This window comes from Marinobacter sp., assembly GCF_034669625.1.
In the GTDB taxonomy this organism is placed as follows: Bacteria; Pseudomonadota; Gammaproteobacteria; order Pseudomonadales; family Oleiphilaceae; genus Marinobacter.
In genome coordinates this window covers 41,341-58,238 of sequence record NZ_JAXMOY010000012.1, presented here as the reverse complement: position 1 = coordinate 58,238, position 16,898 = coordinate 41,341, and the positions used below count along the sequence as shown (strand labels likewise).

General features: G+C 54.0%; 16 protein-coding genes. 9 read left to right on the top strand and 7 right to left on the bottom strand.

Features of this window, described 5'->3' with window-relative positions; translation table 11 throughout:
• Positions 1–98: 98 nt before the first annotated feature.
• Positions 99–965, bottom strand: a complete 867-nt coding sequence (locus tag VOI14_RS11470; protein ID WP_323752190.1) for a YicC/YloC family endoribonuclease — start codon at positions 963–965, stop codon at positions 99–101.
• 182 nt (positions 966–1,147) lie between these two features.
• Here VOI14_RS11470 and rph point away from each other — a divergent pair, with 182 nt between their 5' ends.
• Positions 1,148–1,864 carry a ribonuclease PH gene (rph, locus tag VOI14_RS11465; RefSeq protein ID WP_323752189.1) on the top strand — a complete coding sequence of 239 codons (717 nt, stop codon included), beginning with the start codon at positions 1,148–1,150 and terminating at the stop codon, positions 1,862–1,864.
• Positions 1,865–2,012: 148 nt separating this feature from the next.
• On the opposite strand, the gene VOI14_RS11460 is transcribed toward rph, so the two are convergent.
• Positions 2,013–2,819 carry an exodeoxyribonuclease III gene (locus VOI14_RS11460; RefSeq protein WP_323752188.1) on the bottom strand — a complete coding sequence of 269 codons (807 nt, stop codon included), beginning with the start codon at positions 2,817–2,819 and terminating at the stop codon, positions 2,013–2,015.
• 80 nt (positions 2,820–2,899) lie between these two features.
• On the opposite strand from VOI14_RS11460, the gene pyrE reads away from it, so the two are divergent.
• The gene (gene pyrE, locus VOI14_RS11455; protein WP_323752187.1) at positions 2,900–3,538 is read left to right on the top strand and encodes an orotate phosphoribosyltransferase; all 639 of its coding nucleotides are present in this window, start codon (positions 2,900–2,902) and stop codon (positions 3,536–3,538) included.
• Positions 3,539–3,541: 3 nt separating this feature from the next.
• Entirely contained in the window at positions 3,542–4,201 is a 660-nt protein-coding gene (locus tag VOI14_RS11450; RefSeq protein ID WP_323752186.1) for a DUF4124 domain-containing protein, read from the top strand.
• Between the two features lie 88 nt (positions 4,202–4,289).
• Here the strand turns inward: VOI14_RS11450 and VOI14_RS11445 are convergent, their stop codons facing one another.
• Positions 4,290–4,685, bottom strand: coding sequence for a hypothetical protein (locus VOI14_RS11445; RefSeq protein WP_323752185.1), 396 nt, complete (start codon positions 4,683–4,685; stop codon positions 4,290–4,292).
• Between the two features lie 266 nt (positions 4,686–4,951).
• Between VOI14_RS11445 and VOI14_RS11440 the strand changes: the two genes are divergently transcribed.
• A complete protein-coding gene (locus VOI14_RS11440; protein WP_323752184.1) occupies positions 4,952–5,413 on the top strand; it encodes a fibronectin type III domain-containing protein in 462 nt (153 codons plus the stop codon).
• A gap of 23 nt (positions 5,414–5,436) precedes the next feature.
• Here VOI14_RS11440 and VOI14_RS11435 read toward each other — a convergent pair whose 3' ends face one another.
• Positions 5,437–5,781 carry a DUF2782 domain-containing protein gene (locus VOI14_RS11435; RefSeq protein WP_323752183.1) on the bottom strand — a complete coding sequence of 115 codons (345 nt, stop codon included), beginning with the start codon at positions 5,779–5,781 and terminating at the stop codon, positions 5,437–5,439.
• A 99-nt stretch (positions 5,782–5,880) separates the two neighbouring features.
• Here VOI14_RS11435 and polA point away from each other — a divergent pair, with 99 nt between their 5' ends.
• Positions 5,881–8,601 (top strand): DNA polymerase I, encoded by a 2,721-nt coding sequence (polA, locus tag VOI14_RS11430; protein WP_323752182.1) that lies wholly within the window; start codon positions 5,881–5,883, stop codon positions 8,599–8,601.
• 63 nt (positions 8,602–8,664) lie between these two features.
• Here the strand turns inward: polA and VOI14_RS11425 are convergent, their stop codons facing one another.
• The 3 genes from VOI14_RS11425 to VOI14_RS11415 all read right to left on the bottom strand — a co-directional run bounded on the left by VOI14_RS11425 (position 8,665) and on the right by VOI14_RS11415 (position 12,440).
• Positions 8,665–10,101 carry an OmpP1/FadL family transporter gene (locus VOI14_RS11425; protein ID WP_323752181.1) on the bottom strand — a complete coding sequence of 479 codons (1,437 nt, stop codon included), beginning with the start codon at positions 10,099–10,101 and terminating at the stop codon, positions 8,665–8,667.
• Between the two features lie 145 nt (positions 10,102–10,246).
• Positions 10,247–11,368 (bottom strand): PilT/PilU family type 4a pilus ATPase, encoded by a 1,122-nt coding sequence (locus tag VOI14_RS11420; RefSeq protein ID WP_323752180.1) that lies wholly within the window; start codon positions 11,366–11,368, stop codon positions 10,247–10,249.
• A 37-nt stretch (positions 11,369–11,405) separates the two neighbouring features.
• Positions 11,406–12,440: a type IV pilus twitching motility protein PilT gene (locus tag VOI14_RS11415; protein ID WP_323752179.1), complete on the bottom strand. Its 1,035-nt coding sequence runs from the start codon at positions 12,438–12,440 to the stop codon at positions 11,406–11,408.
• A 52-nt stretch (positions 12,441–12,492) separates the two neighbouring features.
• Here VOI14_RS11415 and VOI14_RS11410 point away from each other — a divergent pair, with 52 nt between their 5' ends.
• The 4 genes from VOI14_RS11410 (at position 12,493) to VOI14_RS11395 (ending at position 16,898) form a co-directional block, all read left to right on the top strand.
• Positions 12,493–13,194 (top strand): YggS family pyridoxal phosphate-dependent enzyme, encoded by a 702-nt coding sequence (locus tag VOI14_RS11410; protein ID WP_323752178.1) that lies wholly within the window; start codon positions 12,493–12,495, stop codon positions 13,192–13,194.
• 75 nt (positions 13,195–13,269) lie between these two features.
• Positions 13,270–14,103 carry a pyrroline-5-carboxylate reductase gene (proC, locus tag VOI14_RS11405; protein WP_323752177.1) on the top strand — a complete coding sequence of 278 codons (834 nt, stop codon included), beginning with the start codon at positions 13,270–13,272 and terminating at the stop codon, positions 14,101–14,103.
• Between the two features lie 21 nt (positions 14,104–14,124).
• Positions 14,125–14,709, top strand: coding sequence for a YggT family protein (locus tag VOI14_RS11400; protein ID WP_323752176.1), 585 nt, complete (start codon positions 14,125–14,127; stop codon positions 14,707–14,709).
• A gap of 224 nt (positions 14,710–14,933) precedes the next feature.
• Positions 14,934–16,898, top strand: a complete 1,965-nt coding sequence (locus tag VOI14_RS11395) for a dynamin family protein (protein WP_323752175.1) — start codon at positions 14,934–14,936, stop codon at positions 16,896–16,898.

The following is a 16,898-nucleotide window of genomic DNA, read 5'->3' as shown; positions in this document are numbered from 1 at the left end:
TCAACCTCTCCTGCACATCAAATGGCGGCCGTTGAAACGGCCAGAAAGCGCGCAATTATACGGATTTTAACGTATCACCGCACCCCACCAGATGGCAGCTATTCCAAGTTCTGCAACTGTTCACGCATTTGTTCAATCAGCACTTTCAAGTCGACGGCAGCACGGGTTACCGCAGCGTCAATACTTTTACTGCTGAGCGTGTTGGCCTCACGATTCAGCTCCTGCATCAGGAAGTCCAGTCGACGACCGATGGCGTCATCGCTCTGCAGGGTGTCCCTCACTTCGCTGACATGGGCATCCAACCGATCCAACTCTTCAGCCACATCGCTCTTCTGGGCCAGCATCAGCATTTCCTGTGCCACCCGTTCCGGCTCCAGTTCAACCTTGGCTTTTTCAAAACGATCACGAAGAGTCTGCTCTTGAGCCGCCAGCAGTTCCGGCATTCGCTCACGCACCTCAGCCACCAACGTGCTCATGATCACCAGACGATCTTCAAATAACGGTCGCAACCGCTCGCCTTCGCGCTCCCGAACACTCACCAACTCGGCCACCGTCTCCGCGAACAGCTCCGCCGCAGCGCGCTGAGCGGCACTGTAATCGTGCTCGGGCAACGACATCACACCGGGCCAGCGCAGAATATCCAGCGCGCTGATGTGAGCCGGATTATCCAGCATCCGATTAATATGATTAGCCGCCTCATTCACCGCCTTGGCAATTTCGTCATTAATCTCAAAACTCTGCACCTCATTTTCGGCAGATTGCAGGCGCATCGAGATATCCACCTTGCCCCGTTTCAACCCCTTACGGAGCTCTTCCCGAAACCGGTTCTCCAGCTCCCGGAACGCCTCTGGCAAACGGAATGAAGGCTCCAGATAACGATGATTCACCGTGCGAATCTCACAAGTGAGAGTGCCCCAGTCTCCACGGGCATCCTTACGGGCAAAAGCAGTCATGCTGCGAATCATAAAGGCTCCAATAGCAATCCATGATCCATCGAGTTTAACAGGCATCCGCCCGGAGCGGCGACCCGGACCAATTGCGGACTCCACTCACCCGCTCCCAAGCCCCGGCATGCTATACTCGCCGCCCTTTCGAAACACCGACCGGCTCAGCGCCGGACATTCATCTTCATATAACAGGACACACTATGCGACCAAGTGGCAGAACGCCCGAGCAACCCAGAGACGTCCGGATCACCCGTAGCTACACCCGCCACGCCGAAGGCTCTGTGCTGGTTGAGTTCGGAGACACAAAAGTAATCTGCACCGCCTCTGTGGAAAACAAAGTACCGCCATTCCTGCGTGGCGAAGGCAAAGGCTGGATCACCGCTGAATACGGCATGCTACCCCGCTCCACCGGCAGCCGCATGGGCCGTGAAGCTGCCCGTGGCAAACAAGGTGGCCGCACCGTAGAAATCCAACGACTGATCGGCCGCAGCCTGCGCGCCGCAGTCGACATGGAAGCGCTGGGCGAACACACCATCACCATCGACTGCGACGTCATCCAAGCCGACGGCGGCACCCGCACCGCAGCCATCACTGGCGGCTGCGTAGCTCTGGTTGATGCCCTGAACCACTTGGTAGAAACCAAGCGCCTGAAGAAATCCCCGCTGAAGCAAATGATTGCGGCTATTTCCGTGGGCGTTTACAAAGGCACCCCAGTTGCTGACTTGGACTACCCGGAAGATTCAGAAGCTGAAACCGACATGAACGTCATCATGACCGACAAAGGTGGCTTCATTGAGATTCAGGGCACTGCGGAAGGTGCACCTTTCGAGCAGACAGAACTGGACAGCATGCTGACGCTGGCACGCAAGGCTATCGACCAGTTATTTGAAATTCAGAAAGAAGCTTTGAACGCCTAAAACCGAAGCTTGGGCGTTGGCGGGGATGTCGCCTCCCATAATGTAGAAGGCCAAGGATGGCCCGAGAGAAGCGCACATGAATGTGCTCGTAACGGTTCTGGGAAGCGACATCCCTGCCAACGCTTCCCCTCCAAGTTCACGACTGAACTTAGAAACCAATCTCAATGTCGTAATCCATCACCACAGGAGCGTGGTCAGAGAAGCGCGAACTGCCATCAATCCAACCATCACTGATGGTCTTGCGAATACCCGGTGTCAGCAACTGATAATCCACCCGAATCCCCGCCTTCTTGCGAGAACCTTCGGTTTGCTCAGGCCACCAAGTAAACTGATTGCTCTGCTTATTGATCTCACGGAACGCATCAATACAGCCCATTTCATCAAACAAACGATCTAACCAAGCACGCTCATGAGGTAAAAAGCCGGAAAAATCGGTCTTGTGATAAAGCGGACTGGCGTCTGTCACATGATGGGCGGACTGCAGATTAGCGCAGAAAATAAACTGTCGACGCTTACGCAGAGTCTTCTGCATATGCAGACCAAACGCATCGAGGAACTCGTCTTTGTGATCCAGAACCGTCAGATCGTCATCGCCGGTCAGCTCCTCCTCACGCCCCAGGGCACACGGCGCCAGAACACAAGCCACAGAGACTTTATCGAAATCGGCCTGAATAAACCGACCTTCACGATCGGCCTGCTCATTGGCAAAACCGTACATGATCGCCTTCGGGAAGTGACGGGTATAAATGCCGACCCCACCATGCTCATTCAGCTCACCATCAATGAAGTAAGCCTCATAACCTTCTGGAATCAGATTTTTGTCTTCGACTTCATAGGCACGCATGCGGTGGTCTTGAACACACACCACATCGGCGTCCTGCTCTGCCAGCCAGTCAAAAAAGCCCTTCTCAACAGCCTGTTCCAAGCCATTGACGCTAATGGATACTACGCGCATACGTGTTCCCTGATTCGGTTTCTGTGTATGATACCGGTTTTACGCCTTATTTAAAGTCAAACTCCGCCAGAAGCCTTGTCATGCACGACTATCAGAAAAATTTTATCGAGTTTGCCATTCAGCGAAATGTTCTTCGTTTTGGAGAATTCACCCTCAAATCCGGGCGCACCAGTCCTTACTTTTTTAATGCCGGACTGTTCAACACCGGTGACGACCTGCTGCAACTGAGCAAGGCTTACGCCGCCGCTATCGAGCGAAGTGGGTTGGATTATGACATCATTTTCGGACCCGCCTATAAGGGCATTCCGTTGGCGACGGTAACTGCCATGGCCCTTGCTACAGACGGTAACAGCAAACCCTTTGCTTTTAACCGTAAAGAAAAGAAAGATCACGGTGAAGGTGGCAATATTGTCGGCGCGCCATTAGAAGGCAAGGTATTGATTGTTGACGATGTCATCACCGCCGGCACTGCCATTCGCGAGTCCATTGAGATTATCCGGGCGGCAGGAGCCGAACCTGCTGGCGTGCTGATCGCCCTTGACCGCCAGGAAAAAGGCAACGGCGAGCTTTCAGCCATTCAGGAAGTCGAGCAAGAGTTCGGCATCCCCGTGGTCAGCATCATTCGACTGGAACAAGTACTAGACTACATTAAGTCTAACCCCGAATTTGCCGGTCACGCCGAAAACGTAGCCAGCTATCGGGACCGCTACGGAGTCTGATACATGCAGCACCGCCTCACCAAAGCCCCAGTTCTTGCCGGTCTCTTATCACTGGGACTGCTAACCTCGGTTGCAGTGCAGGCGGGCATGTATCGCTATACCGATGACAACGGCCGACTGGTGATCAGCAACACCATCCCCCAAGAAGCCACCAAACGCGGCTACGAGATCATCAGTGACCGCGGCCGAATCCTCGAAACCATTGCACCAGCCCCCACCGCCGAAGAGCTCGCCGCCCGCGAAGCCGCCAACAAACGCAAGCAGCAGCAGGAAGCCCAGCTCGAACAAGACCGCCAGCTTCTAAAGCGATTTAGCCATCCGGATCAGGCTGTCAGAGCGATGCATCGGAAAGTGGAGGAACTGGAGAGTGTCATTTCTTTGAAAAGAGGTAACATCTCGGTCCTCTCAAACCAGCTCGATAACGAACAAAGCCGAGCGGCTGAACTGGAAAGAGCCGGCAAAACCATTCCCGACGCCACACTGAAAAGAATCTATCGCATGGAAGGTCAGGTGCGCGATATCGAACGGGAAATCGCGGCACAACAACTGGAAATCGATACGATTGCCCAGCGTTTTCTGTCCGAGATTGAACGGCTGGAAGAAATTACAGGTTCAGAGCGAACTCTGCCCCTGAAAGATACAGACGCAGCCAGTTCAGAGTAACGCCACCCATTCCCGGCAGAACCCTCAGGCACAAAAAAAGGCGCTCACCATGGAGCGCCTTTTTCGTAACTGCAATGAACTAAAACGATTAGGCAGAGGCTTTCTTCTTGGCTGCAGTCTTGCGAGCCGGCTTCTTGCCTTCAACGGCTTTCTTCGTATCTTCAGCAGCTTCAGCAACGTCTTCAGCCGCTTCAGAAACCGCTTCTGCGCCTTCCGCAGCTTCTTTCTCAAGCTTGGCAACCAGCTCGGCAGCGAAATCACCGAAACGGGTGTTCAAGCTACGCAGCTGGTTGAACAAAGTGTCGGAGTAACCGTTGTAACGCTCACGCAGAGTCTGAACGGTGTATTCGCGAACTTCAGCTTCCAGCTTCTCAGCGTAGTCGAAAGGCTTGGCTGCCAGCTTCTTCTGCTGCTCTTCTGCAGTGGAGATACCTTTTTCAACGATGTCCTGAAGCTGCTCTTGGTAAGATTTAAGTTTACCCATAATAACTCTCCTTGAGTTGGTCTCTTTCGGCCCGGTAACCGGAAAGCCCGGTGGCCTTTAGTAGATTTCAACTCCAAAGGTACGGATAAAAATTAGAATGTTCATACTAAAAGTGATTACCCAGTCTTTACTAAATTGTCACTTGATCACTTCTTCACCACAGGCATAATTCCAACTGCTTTTTATAGCCAGTCTCCCTGTTGTATTCAGGCTCCATACGAACCTATTAAAGGGGCTTTTTAATCGACCCCGTATGCGAGTGAACCATGAAACTATTTTTGCCAGCCTCACTGCAGGCTCCCCAGCGTGCACTGCTCGCGCTCACACTGATGTTGGCCGCTCTGATTCTGGCGGGCTGCCAAGAAGGCGGCAAAACTGCCCAGACGGATATCGAACAATCTTCTCAGTCCACTGACTCCGGCCTGAAGCAGCCAACCGGGGATCAAACTTCGGCAAATCGATTGGAGCCTAAGACTCTGGTTTGGAGTGCCCCACTGACCCGTGAGGATGGATCCTCGCTGGCTCCGGGACAAATTGCGGAATACAGGATTTACTACCGCCTGAAATATAAAGACCGCTTCGAAGTGATTTCGGTAAAGGACACCGACACAACGAAATACCCTCTCGAGGCCATGCCACCTGGTGCCTACGAGTTCGCCATCACCACGGTGGACGTAGAGGGTCTGGAAAGCCGCCGATCAGAATCGGTCGAGGTCAACCTCATCTAAACGGCGCAGCAGAAAGGAATCGCTTACCAGCGGAACAGCACCCAGCTGGGGACAAGGAGGTCCGAATCCGTGTCCTGCACCCAGCCACCGCCATCGGCAGGCACCAAGTAATACTCAGGCCCCACTTCAGGCACCACTTTGATTTCCATGAGCTGCCCGTTAACCCGATATTCATAGAACACTTCGCTGTCACCCGGGCGGATCACAATTTGGGTTCCCCCCGCCGGCGGCTGATAGTCTGTGATTACCAGTGGTTCTTTCGGCGTCTCCACCGGAGTGGTATCCAAGGCCCCTTCATTCTGAGCCATCAGCGGCACAGAGAAACAGCCCAGCAACAGGGCGGAACAGGCGATTCGTTTCGTTTTCATGGTACCCTCTGACTCATCATGCAGGCTTTGAATTGCGCACTACCTTAAGAGTTGCACAAGCCAACCCACGCTTCAATCAGAATCCGGATTTGCATCGACATGACTGAGAAAAAGACCCCACCCGTGGTTCTGGTAGACGGTTCGTCCTACCTGTTCCGTGCCTACCATGCACTACCCCCGCTGACCACCAGCAAGAACCATCCGACCGGCGCCATCAAAGGCGTTGTTAGCATGCTGCGCCGGCTGGACCAAGACTTCCCCGAATCAAAAGTGGTGGTGGTGTTTGATGCCAAGGGCAAAACCTTCCGTCACGAGATGTATGAAGAATACAAAGCCAACCGGCCACCAATGCCAGAAGACCTCACCATACAGATTGAGCCGATCCACGAGATAGTTAAGGCCATGGGTCTTCCGCTGCTGATCGTCCCGGGGGTTGAAGCCGACGATGTCATTGGCACGCTGGCTCATGAAGCCACCCACAAAGGCATTGATGTGGTGGTGTCCACCGGCGATAAAGACATGGCCCAGCTGGTTAGCGATCACGTCACCCTGATCAACACCATGACGGAAACGGCGATGGACCGCGATGGCGTAATCGAAAAGTTTGGCGTGACTCCGGAGCAAATCATCGACTACCTCGCACTGGTGGGCGATAAAGTCGATAACATACCGGGGGTCAACAAATGCGGTCCGAAAACCGCGGTTAAGTGGCTTCAGGCCTATAACGATCTGAGCACCCTGATCGAGCACGCCGGCGAGATTAAAGGCAAGATCGGGGAATACCTGCGAGAAGCCATCGACACCCTCCCCCTCAGCCGTGATTTGGCCACCATCCGTCTGGATGTGGAACTGGAGTTTGGGCTGGAAGATCTGAAAGATCGTGAGCAGAACAACGATGCTCTGCTGGAGCTGTTCGAAGAATACGAGTTCCGGGGCTGGATTGCCCAGCTCGAGAACCGTGATACCGACAAGCCGGCCGCCGCTGCTCCCGAACCGAAACAGGCCATTGAAAAGACCTATACCGTAATCACAGACCAAAGTGAGTTCGATGTTTGGCTGGAGCGCTTAAAAGCGGCCGATCAATTTGCCTTCGACACCGAGACCACCAGTTTGCGCTACATGGACGCCGAAATTGTCGGAGTGTCTTTTGCCATTGAACCTGGCGAAGCGGCGTACGTACCCGTTGGCCACGATTACATGGGTGCGCCGGAACAACTGGACCGGGATCAGATACTGACTCAGCTCAAACCACTTTTGGAGAATCCGAAGCAAGCCAAAATCGGCCAGAACCTGAAGTACGACAAGAACGTCCTGGCAAATCACGGCATTCATCTCGACGGCATCAGCGACGACACCATGGTGGAGTCCTACGTGCTCAACTCCGTGGCCACCCGGCATGACATGGATAGCCTGGCCAAAGCTTATCTGGACGAACAGACCATAAGTTTCGAATCCATCGCGGGCAAAGGTGCCAAACAGCTGACCTTCAACCAGATCGATCTGGAAAAAGCCGGCCCCTACGCCGCCGAAGACGCAGACATCACCCTGCGCCTGCACCATGCTTTAAGCCCGAAGCTGAAAGAAACCGGCAAGCTGGAATCCGTCTACCGGGACATTGACCTGCCACTGGTACCAGTGCTGTCCCGCATGGAACAACGCGGCACCCTGATCAGTGCCAGTACGCTGCACCAGCACAGTCAGGAACTGGCCGAGCGTATGGCGGAGCTTGAGAAAGAAGCGCACGACGTCGCCGGTGAATCTTTCAATCTGGGCTCACCCAAACAGCTACAGGCCATTCTCTACGACAAGTTCGGCCTAAGAGTCATTAAGAAAACCCCGAAAGGTGCCCCCTCTACTGCAGAGCCGGTTTTACAGGAACTGGCGCACGAGCACGAGCTGCCCCGGTTGATCGTGGAACACCGAAGCCTGAGCAAGCTCAAGTCTACCTATACCGACACGCTGCCAGAGCTGATCCATCACCGGACTGGCCGGGTGCACACGTCTTACCATCAGGCGGTAACCGCTACGGGCCGACTCTCTTCCTCAGAGCCGAACTTGCAGAACATTCCTATTCGGACTCAGGAAGGCCGCCGGATTCGCCAAGCGTTTATCGCGCCGGAAGGCTATAAACTGCTGGCCGCGGACTACTCCCAGATCGAGCTGCGCATCATGGCTCACCTGTCTGGTGACAAGGGGCTGCTAAAAGCATTCGAGCACGGCGAAGACATCCACAAGGCCACGGCTGCGGAAGTGTTCGGCGTGAGTCTGATTGAAGTGTCCTCCGACCAGCGCCGCAGCGCCAAGGCCATCAACTTCGGCCTGATCTACGGTATGTCGGCGTTCGGGCTGGCCCGCCAGCTGGGCGTAGAACGTAAAGTGGCGCAAGAATACATTGACCGCTATTTCGAACGTTATCCAGGCGTCTTGCGCTACATGGACAACATTCGCATGCAGGCTCACGACGATGGTTATGTAGAAACTCTTTACGGCCGACGCCTGTATCTGCCAGAAATCAACGCTCGAAACAAACAGCTGCAGCAGGCCGCCGAGCGCACCGCCATCAACGCGCCTATGCAAGGCACCGCCGCAGACATCATCAAGCGCGCGATGATTGATGTGGACCAATGGCTGTATGAAAACCACGCCGACGATGCCGTGATGACCATGCAAGTACACGATGAACTGATCATCGAGGTTCGAGAAGCGGCTGTGGAAAAAGTCCGGGCAGGACTGGTGCAGCGCATGTCTGCCGCCACCAAACTGGACGTTCCGCTAATCGTGGAAGCGGGTGTCGGTGATAACTGGGATCAAGCCCACTAACGCAAAACGCCCGGCGAGCTTCCTCGACCGGGCGTTTTTTATTGCGGTTAACAAAGCGGCTTCTTAGAACGCTTTGCTGACCTCGATCGCAGCACTCCAAGCGCTGAGTTCGTACTCGCCTGTGTAGTTAGATGCTCCAGCGTTAGGATCCTTCTGTGATGGAGCACTGTGGAGATACTGGTACTCATCAACCTTCGCGTCATCCGCAAAAATCAGGGTTCCGATAGCCGCATCAACGGTCCAGCCGCTTGCCACGTCGCTCCACTGAGTGCCCAACGTCAACCAATGACGGTCTTCAGACGGAATACGTGCCGTCAGGTACTGGTCCACCGGTGACTCATCAAACGCATAGCCCGCCTTGAAGGCCCACTCTGGGCTCGCTTGCCAGATACCACCCACGTTGAACTGCCAAGTGTCTTTCCACTTTTCAGTGATGTGGGTAACCGGTGTATCACCAGTTCTACCAGTTACCTGGCTTATCTGTCCTGAGTCTCCCTCACGGCTAAAAATATCCAACTCTTCAAAACGACTCCACCGAGCGAATGTGGCACCGGCCAGCAGTGTTACCGAGTCGGTCAATTGATGCCTAGCACCCGCTGTGATGCTTTCGGGGATAGCCAAAGGTACACGAACCTTCTCGTTCAATGTTGCAGGTGCCAAGCCAATTGGCGACTGTCCGTTCTGAACGGGGAAATTACTGATCTCGGCATCCCCTTCCAGCTCAAATTCAGTACCGGTTTGGGCCGTCAGACCAAACTGGGTACGCTCAGACATTTCATACAAAAAACCAACACGGAAATTAACGGCAATATCGTCGCCTTCAATATCCGCGTAAGGAGCGCCAAACTGCGCTTCATAAGCGGCAGCCAAAGGACCCGCGTTGGCTGCTCCAACTTGTTGTGCAAGTGCCCCGCGAATGTCCTGATACTTTGTCAAACGACCTTCTGCGTACATGATGTTCATGCCGATACCCATCGACAAACCTTTGCCGTTGTTAACCGCAACAGATGGCGTAAACGCGATCGCCGTTAACTCTGTTTTGTCCGCAAAAAACCGACCTGTAAAATCGTTATCATAGTCAGCAGCCAAACCATAAGGGGCATGAATTCCGAAGCCCACGTCAATGGAATCACTGATTTCATGAGTCAGGTAAAAATTCGGAAGCACTGCAGGGTCTGCAATATCACCTCCATTACTACCATCGACAGGAGCACCCAAGGTGTTTGTGGCACTGGCGCTTTTCGCCTCAGCATCAATATCAAGAATCGCCGCACCAAAAGAAATGTTGGTACCGGACAGCTGGCTCATACCTGCTGGGTTAAAGAAGACAGTGGTTGCGTTTTCCGGGTTGGCAGCGGCGCCGGCGTTGGCCACACCCATCTGACTGGCGCTTTGCTCATTCAATGAAAAACCACCTGCCATAACGGTTGCAGGGGTGGCTACAGCGGCCAAAGTGGCAAAACGAATTGCCTTCACGAGTACGTTGCTATTCTTCTGCATGGTGTCTCCTTATTAGTTCGCGCGGAGTATACGCAGCAGTGGGTTATGGCCTCAAATGCCAAAACTACTTATTTGCAAAGCTAATCTTTTCTGCTGCATCTAAAACGCAAAAAGCCCCCTAGAGGGGGCTTTTTGCCATGAAGAATTAGTCGTCCTGAATCGTCAACTTATCAACGGATGAAGATAAACTGTCAGCACCCTTAGCATCACTACCAAGCTTAATCATCAAGCGCAGATCGTTAGCCGAGTCTGCGTGTGCCAAAGCATCTTCGTAGGTGATCGAGCCTTCTGAGTAGAGTTTGTACAGCGCCTGATCGAAGGTCTGCATGCCGCTCTCGTTTGATTTCGACATCAGCTCTTTCAGTTTGTGCACCTCGCCTTTCCGGATCATATCGGCCACCAGCGGCGTATTAATCAGCACCTCAATGACCGCCTTCCGGCCCTTACCGTCCGGTGTTGGCACCAGCTGCTGAGCCACGACGGCTTTCAGGTTGAGCGACAAGTCCATCCAAATCTGGTTGTGCTGTTCAGCTGGGAAGAACTGGATAATCCGATCCAAGGCCTGGTTCGCGTTATTCGCGTGCAAGGTCGCCAAACAGAGGTGACCGGTTTCAGCAAACTGCACCGAATACTCCATCGTCTGACGGGTACGCACCTCACCAATCAAGATGACATCGGGAGCCTGGCGCAGGGTGTTCTTCAGCGCCACCTCGAAGTTTTCGGTGTCGATGCCCACTTCACGCTGAGTCACAATGCATCCTTGGTGCTGGTGCACAAATTCGATGGGGTCCTCGATGGAGATGATGTGACCGCGACTGTTCCGATTGCGATGCCCCAACATTGCCGCCAACGAAGTTGACTTACCCGTGCCTGTGGCACCGACAAACATAATCAATCCGCGTTTGGTCATCGCCAGATCTTTGATGATTTCAGGCAACGCAAGCTCGTCAATTTGCGGTATTTTCACCTCAATGCGCCGCAACACCATGCCGCACAAATTGCGCTGAAAGAAGGCACTGACGCGAAACCGCCCGATCCCCCGGGCACTGATCGCAAAGTTACACTCGTGACTTTCATCAAACTCAGCGCGCTGTTTTTCGTTCATTGCGCCATAAACGAACTCTCTGGTCTGTTCCGGCGTCAACGCATTCTTGGTAACAGGCAGCACCTTCCCATTCACCTTCATGCTAGGCGGAACACCGGCGGTGATAAAAAGGTCCGAACCGCCTTTCTCCACCATTAGCCGCAACAGCTTTTCAAATTCCATTTCACGCACCTATTTGTCTCAAGAAGGTTGTTAAGGCTTAAAAATTATCCGGAATCTTCGCCTTCATACGGGCATCTTCGCGAGAAATCAGCCCTTTTCTGAGCAAGCCTTCCAAACACTGATCCAGCGTTTGCATGCCGAGAGAGCCGCCCGTCTGGATGGACGAATACATCTGCGCGATCTTGTCCTCACGAATCAGGTTCCGGATGGCCGGAGTACCAATCATGATCTCGTGGGCAGCAATTCGACCACCCCCCATTTTCTTCATCAGAGTCTGGGAGATAACCGATTGAAGCGACTCGGACAGCATCGACCGCACCATGGACTTCTCTTCGGCCGGGAACACATCAACCACCCGGTCAATGGTTTTGGCCGCGGAGGTGGTGTGCAAGGTGCCGAAAACCAAGTGACCTGTTTCCGCAGCGGTGAGCGCAAGGCGAATGGTTTCAAGATCTCGAAGCTCACCCACCAGGATGATGTCGGGATCTTCCCGCAGGGCTGAACGCAGGGCTTCGTTAAAACCAAGGGTATCCCGGTGGACTTCCCGCTGGTTCACCAAGCACTTTTTCGATTCGTGAACGAATTCGATCGGGTCTTCGATGGTCAAAACGTGCTCATAGCGGGTATCGTTGATGTAGTCCATCATCGCCGCCAATGTGGTCGACTTACCCGAACCCGTTGGGCCTGTGACCAAAACCAGACCTCGCGGCACCGAGGCGATGTCCTTGAAAACCTGACCCATGCCCAGATCTTCCATGGTCAGCACTTTCGAAGGGATGGTCCGGAATACAGCACCAGCGCCACGATTCTGGTTGAATGCATTTACACGGAAACGAGCAACCCCCGGGACTTCGAACGAAAAGTCGGTTTCCAGAAATTCTTCGTAGTCCTTGCGCTGCTTGTCGTTCATGATGTCGTAAATCAGCCCGTGCACCTCTTTGTGCTCCATCGGAGGCAGGTTGATTCGGCGTACATCGCCGTCTACACGAATCATGGGGGGAAGGCCTGCAGATAGGTGCAAATCCGACGCACCTTGTTTGGCCGAAAAGGCAAGCAGTTCAGTAATATCCATAGGGATCCTCGGAAGGCTTTTTCTTTTAATACAGACGCGGCAAACTCACACTATGAGCAGCATAGCAGACAACATCAAAAGCGTAACCCGACGCATACAAAAAGCAACACAGCAAGCCGGCCGAAAGCCCGACAGTGTGCGGTTGTTGGCAGTTAGCAAGACTCGGCCACCGGAAGACATTCGGGCGGCGGCGCAAGTGGGTCAAACGGCGTTCGGAGAGAATTACTTGCAAGAGGCGCTGGACAAAATCGAAGCGCTGAAGGATATCGAGACTCTTGAATGGCACTTTATCGGGCCCATCCAGTCCAACAAAACCCGACAGATCGCTGAATCTTTTTCGTGGGTACACAGCGTTGATCGCCTGAAGATTGCCCGCAGACTCAGTGAACAGCGCCCTGAGGATCTCGGCCCGTTGAACCTTTGTCTGCAAGTAAACGTCAACGAAGAAGATAGCAAATCCGGCTGTTCTTTAAGCGAATTGCCAGAACTGGCCGCCGCCATCAGCGAACTGCCTAATCTGACTCTGCGAGGACTGATGGCCATTCCTGATCCGAACCAAAGCGAGGCAGGTCTGAAAGAGAGCTTTCAGAGGCTGGCTGGCGCGCTGGCGCAACTCAATCAAACGCGACCCAACGCGCTGCAACTCGACACCCTGTCGATGGGCATGTCGAGCGATCTCGAACCTGCTATCGCAGAGGGCGCAACTTGGGTTCGAGTAGGCTCAGCCCTGTTCGGAGCGCGACCGGCTAAATAGAGCTTAAGCTGAATCCATGCGTTCCTGTTATCATCAGGAATACATCATTTACCGAGCAAACACTTGGAGCGAACGTTGAGCAAATCACCCGTCATCTCGTTTATCGGCGCCGGCAATATGGCCAGCGCTATTATTGGAGGCATGCTGGACAAGCGCTTCGAAGCCGACAATGTTTGGGTTAGCGCGCCCGATGACAGCCACCTGCAAGCCGTTCGAAATCAGTTCGGCGTAAGCGTTACCACGAACAATCGCTACTGCGTCGAACAGGCCGACATCGTCGTTCTCGCGGTGAAGCCTCAAGTGATGTCAGACGTTTGCCGTGACATCGCGCCGGTCGTGCAGAACACCCGACCGCTGATCGTCTCCATTGCCGCAGGCCTGACGGCCGAAACGATCGACCAATGGCTTGGCGGCGGACTGCCGCTGGTTCGCGTTATGCCGAACACACCATCCCTTGTCGGGAAAGGCGCTGCAGGCCTGTTTGCAAACGACAGGGTGTCGGATGAACAGAAATCCATGGTACAAACGGTGTTTGAAAGCATTGGCACCGCGCTTTGGGTGGAAGACGAAAACCTGATCCACGGCGTGACAGCGCTATCAGGCAGCGGCCCGGCCTACTTCTTCCTGATGCTAGAAGCGCTGGAAAGTGCCGCGACGGATGCCGGAATCGAGCCCGCCACCGCCAGAACACTGGCCATTCAAACCATGGCTGGCGCTGCTGAAATGGCGGCACGCAGCGAGCACGAGCCGGCTCAGTTGAAACGCAATGTTATGTCCCCCGGTGGCACCACCGAGCGGGCGATTAACACCTTTGAAGACGGTGGCATGCGCGAATTGGTGAAAAAAGCCTACGATGCCGCGTTCGAACGCTCTGAAGAGATGTCACAAGAACTGGCAGACAAACAGTAACCGCTACGGAGACACAGCTTCATGCTGGCAGACATTCTGATCACAATCCTGATGATTGCATCCACCTTTTATATGTCGGTGGTGCTGCTTAGATTCCTTCTGCAACTGGCCCGGGCCGATTTCTACAACCCGATTTCCCAGTTTGTTGTGAAAGTAACGAATCCACCGTTACGGCCGCTACGCAGAATTATCCCGGGCTGGGGCGGCGTCGACGGAGCCGCACTGATACTGGCGGTCTTGATTCAAGCCGTCACGTTCTTTTTTATGTTGCTGATTTACAACTCAGGCATGCCTTCCTTCAACCCACTCACCTTACTGGTTTGGGGTGCTTTGAACGTTCTCAGTCTGATCGTAAAAATTTACTTCTGGTCGGTCATCGCGGTGGTGGTGGTTAGCTGGATCGCCCCCCAAAGCGGGCACCCGGCCATACAACTGGTCGCGCAAATCACCGAACCGGTCATGCGCCCTGTCCGGAACATCATGCCATCCATGGGCGGCCTCGATTTATCGCCGATCATTGTGTTTTTGATTCTTAATGTGCTGGATGTGGTGCTGAATCATATGAAGATTGCTGCGGGGATGGGCTTTCTCGGCGCCGGAATGTAATCTGCCTCACAACTATACATATCGTTACATAACGCCAAAACATTAAACATCCCAAGGCCGGCCCATCAAGTCATTGATGTGTCGGCCTTTTTCTTCTCCCTCTTGATATCAGCTACCTCCGACGGCTCCAGGAGGCCATTCCAAGAATGGACAATCCAGCTATGATTGCCAACATTTAACTTGGGACGATCTACCTCCCGAACGTCGCGCCAAAGGATTACTCCATGAGCCAGCAGGGAACACTGTCGCAGCAGGTGGAAGCCTACCACGACTGGAAGAAAGATCTGATACGCCAGATCGGTCGATACCGGCTGTGGCTTCAGGACAACAATCTTTTTTCGGAAGACATCAGCACCCGCATCCGTCACGGTCTAGAACTTCTCATTGAAGATGAATTGACCATCGCCTTTGTTGGCGAGTATTCCCGTGGCAAAACCGAACTGATCAATGCGTTGTTCTTCGCCAGCTACGGCCAGCGGCTGCTGCCGTCCGAAGCTGGGCGCACCACCATGTGCCCCACCGAACTGTTCTTCGATCGGACCAACAACAAAAGCTATCTCATGTTGCTCCCGATCGAAACGCGCACCGGTGAGCTTTCCCTCCAGCAACAGCGAAAACGGCCGGAAAACTGGGTTCGACACGAACTCGCCGAGGACAATCCGGCGGTTATGCGCGAAGTGCTGTCCGAGGTCGCCAGAGTTAAAAGCGTGTCCATGGGTGACGCCAGAAAACTCGGGTTTGATGAAGACATGCTGGAACCAGACCCCAACACCCCGGGCAATGTACTAGTCCCGGCGTGGCGAAATGCACAAATCAGCATTCGCCACCCTCTGTTTGAGCGGGGCCTACGCATTCTCGACACCCCTGGCCTGAACGCCTTGGGTTCAGAGCCCGAACTGACCATGAGCATGCTCCCGCGTGCGCACGCGGTCCTTTTTGTGCTTGGCGCCGACACCGGCGTCACTGCCAGCGATATGGCCATCTGGAAGGAACACATCAACACGAACCACGCAGACCATCGCGCGGGCCGTTTTGCCGTGCTCAACAAAGTTGATGTGCTCTGGGATGACATCCAAGGCGAAGACCACGCGGCCAACTCCATCGAACGCGTGCGCACTTATACCGCCGAACACCTCGGCATGAACCAACACGATGTAATCCCGCTCTCCGCCAAACAAGGTTTGCTGGCGCGCGTGCGAAACGATGCAGAGCTGTTCGGACGATCGAACCTCGGGTTGCTGGAAAAGCTGATTGTTCAACGCATCCTCACCCATAAAGAACAACTGATCACCCAGCACCTCATCAGCGATCTGTTGGGCATGCTGCAAAATAGCCAAGCGGCGATGCAGTACCGGCTTAAGTCGCTGGAAGAAGAGCACGCGGCTTGTACAGGCTCAGCTCTGGATAAACCGGCACTCGCCCGGCTCGCAGAAAGAGCGCAGAAAGACTACGACTTCTACTATAAAAAACTGATCACTCTGCGCTCCTCACGTCGATTAATGGACTCACAAGGCGAGATCCTGAACAACTTGGTCAGCGAGAAACGCTTTGAAGCCCATGCCGATAAAGTGCGCGCCATTATGACCAAGAGTTGGTCCACAGCCGGTATGGTCCGTGCGATGGATCACTTTTTCGAGCTACTTGAGGTCGACCTGGGCAACTTGCTTGCCGAAGGCCAATTGGCCGAGAAAATGGTCGGTTCTATCTACCGACGTTACAACGAAGACTCTCGCGCCAGACACCTTGAGCCCATCCCGTTAAGAGCGGGACGCCATGTCATCGCCATTCGGGAACTACGCAAGAAAGCGCGACGTTTCCGTATCAGCCCCAAGAATCTGATGTCTGAACAGTCGATGCTCATTCGCCGATTCTTCAATGTGATGGTCAGCGAAGCCCGCACACTGCATAGTCGGGCCAGGTCCGACGTTGAACGCTGGCCGCACGAAGCCCTACTGCCAATCATCCAATATTCCATGGAACAGAAGCAGTTGCTGGAGCATCAAATCAGCAGGCTCAGGGACTTCGTGCGCAACGACCGTGATAGCCGCGCCGAGAGAGAGCGTTTGCAGAATTCCATTGCGGATCTGCGTAAGCAACTCGAACTGGCCGACAACATGGTGCGTCATATTCGCAAGCCGGCACCCACCATGATCCAGCAAAAAGTCGTTAATATTTACGGCTCCGCCTGA

Coding starts and splice junctions, on each gene's coding strand:
- pyrE (WP_323752187.1), top strand. CDS start 2,900: ATGCACGACTATCAGAAAAATTTTATCGAGTTTGCCATTCAGCGAAAT.
- rph (WP_323752189.1), top strand. CDS start 1,148: ATGCGACCAAGTGGCAGAACGCCCGAGCAACCCAGAGACGTCCGGATC.
- VOI14_RS11445 (WP_323752185.1), bottom strand. CDS start 4,685: ATGGGTAAACTTAAATCTTACCAAGAGCAGCTTCAGGACATCGTTGAA.
- VOI14_RS11410 (WP_323752178.1), top strand. CDS start 12,493: ATGAGCAGCATAGCAGACAACATCAAAAGCGTAACCCGACGCATACAA.
- VOI14_RS11425 (WP_323752181.1), bottom strand. CDS start 10,101: ATGCAGAAGAATAGCAACGTACTCGTGAAGGCAATTCGTTTTGCCACT.
- VOI14_RS11400 (WP_323752176.1), top strand. CDS start 14,125: ATGCTGGCAGACATTCTGATCACAATCCTGATGATTGCATCCACCTTT.
- VOI14_RS11395 (WP_323752175.1), top strand. CDS start 14,934: ATGAGCCAGCAGGGAACACTGTCGCAGCAGGTGGAAGCCTACCACGAC.
- VOI14_RS11470 (WP_323752190.1), bottom strand. CDS start 965: ATGATTCGCAGCATGACTGCTTTTGCCCGTAAGGATGCCCGTGGAGAC.
- VOI14_RS11420 (WP_323752180.1), bottom strand. CDS start 11,368: ATGGAATTTGAAAAGCTGTTGCGGCTAATGGTGGAGAAAGGCGGTTCG.
- VOI14_RS11435 (WP_323752183.1), bottom strand. CDS start 5,781: ATGAAAACGAAACGAATCGCCTGTTCCGCCCTGTTGCTGGGCTGTTTC.
- VOI14_RS11415 (WP_323752179.1), bottom strand. CDS start 12,440: ATGGATATTACTGAACTGCTTGCCTTTTCGGCCAAACAAGGTGCGTCG.
- VOI14_RS11440 (WP_323752184.1), top strand. CDS start 4,952: ATGAAACTATTTTTGCCAGCCTCACTGCAGGCTCCCCAGCGTGCACTG.
- VOI14_RS11460 (WP_323752188.1), bottom strand. CDS start 2,819: ATGCGCGTAGTATCCATTAGCGTCAATGGCTTGGAACAGGCTGTTGAG.
- polA (WP_323752182.1), top strand. CDS start 5,881: ATGACTGAGAAAAAGACCCCACCCGTGGTTCTGGTAGACGGTTCGTCC.
- VOI14_RS11450 (WP_323752186.1), top strand. CDS start 3,542: ATGCAGCACCGCCTCACCAAAGCCCCAGTTCTTGCCGGTCTCTTATCA.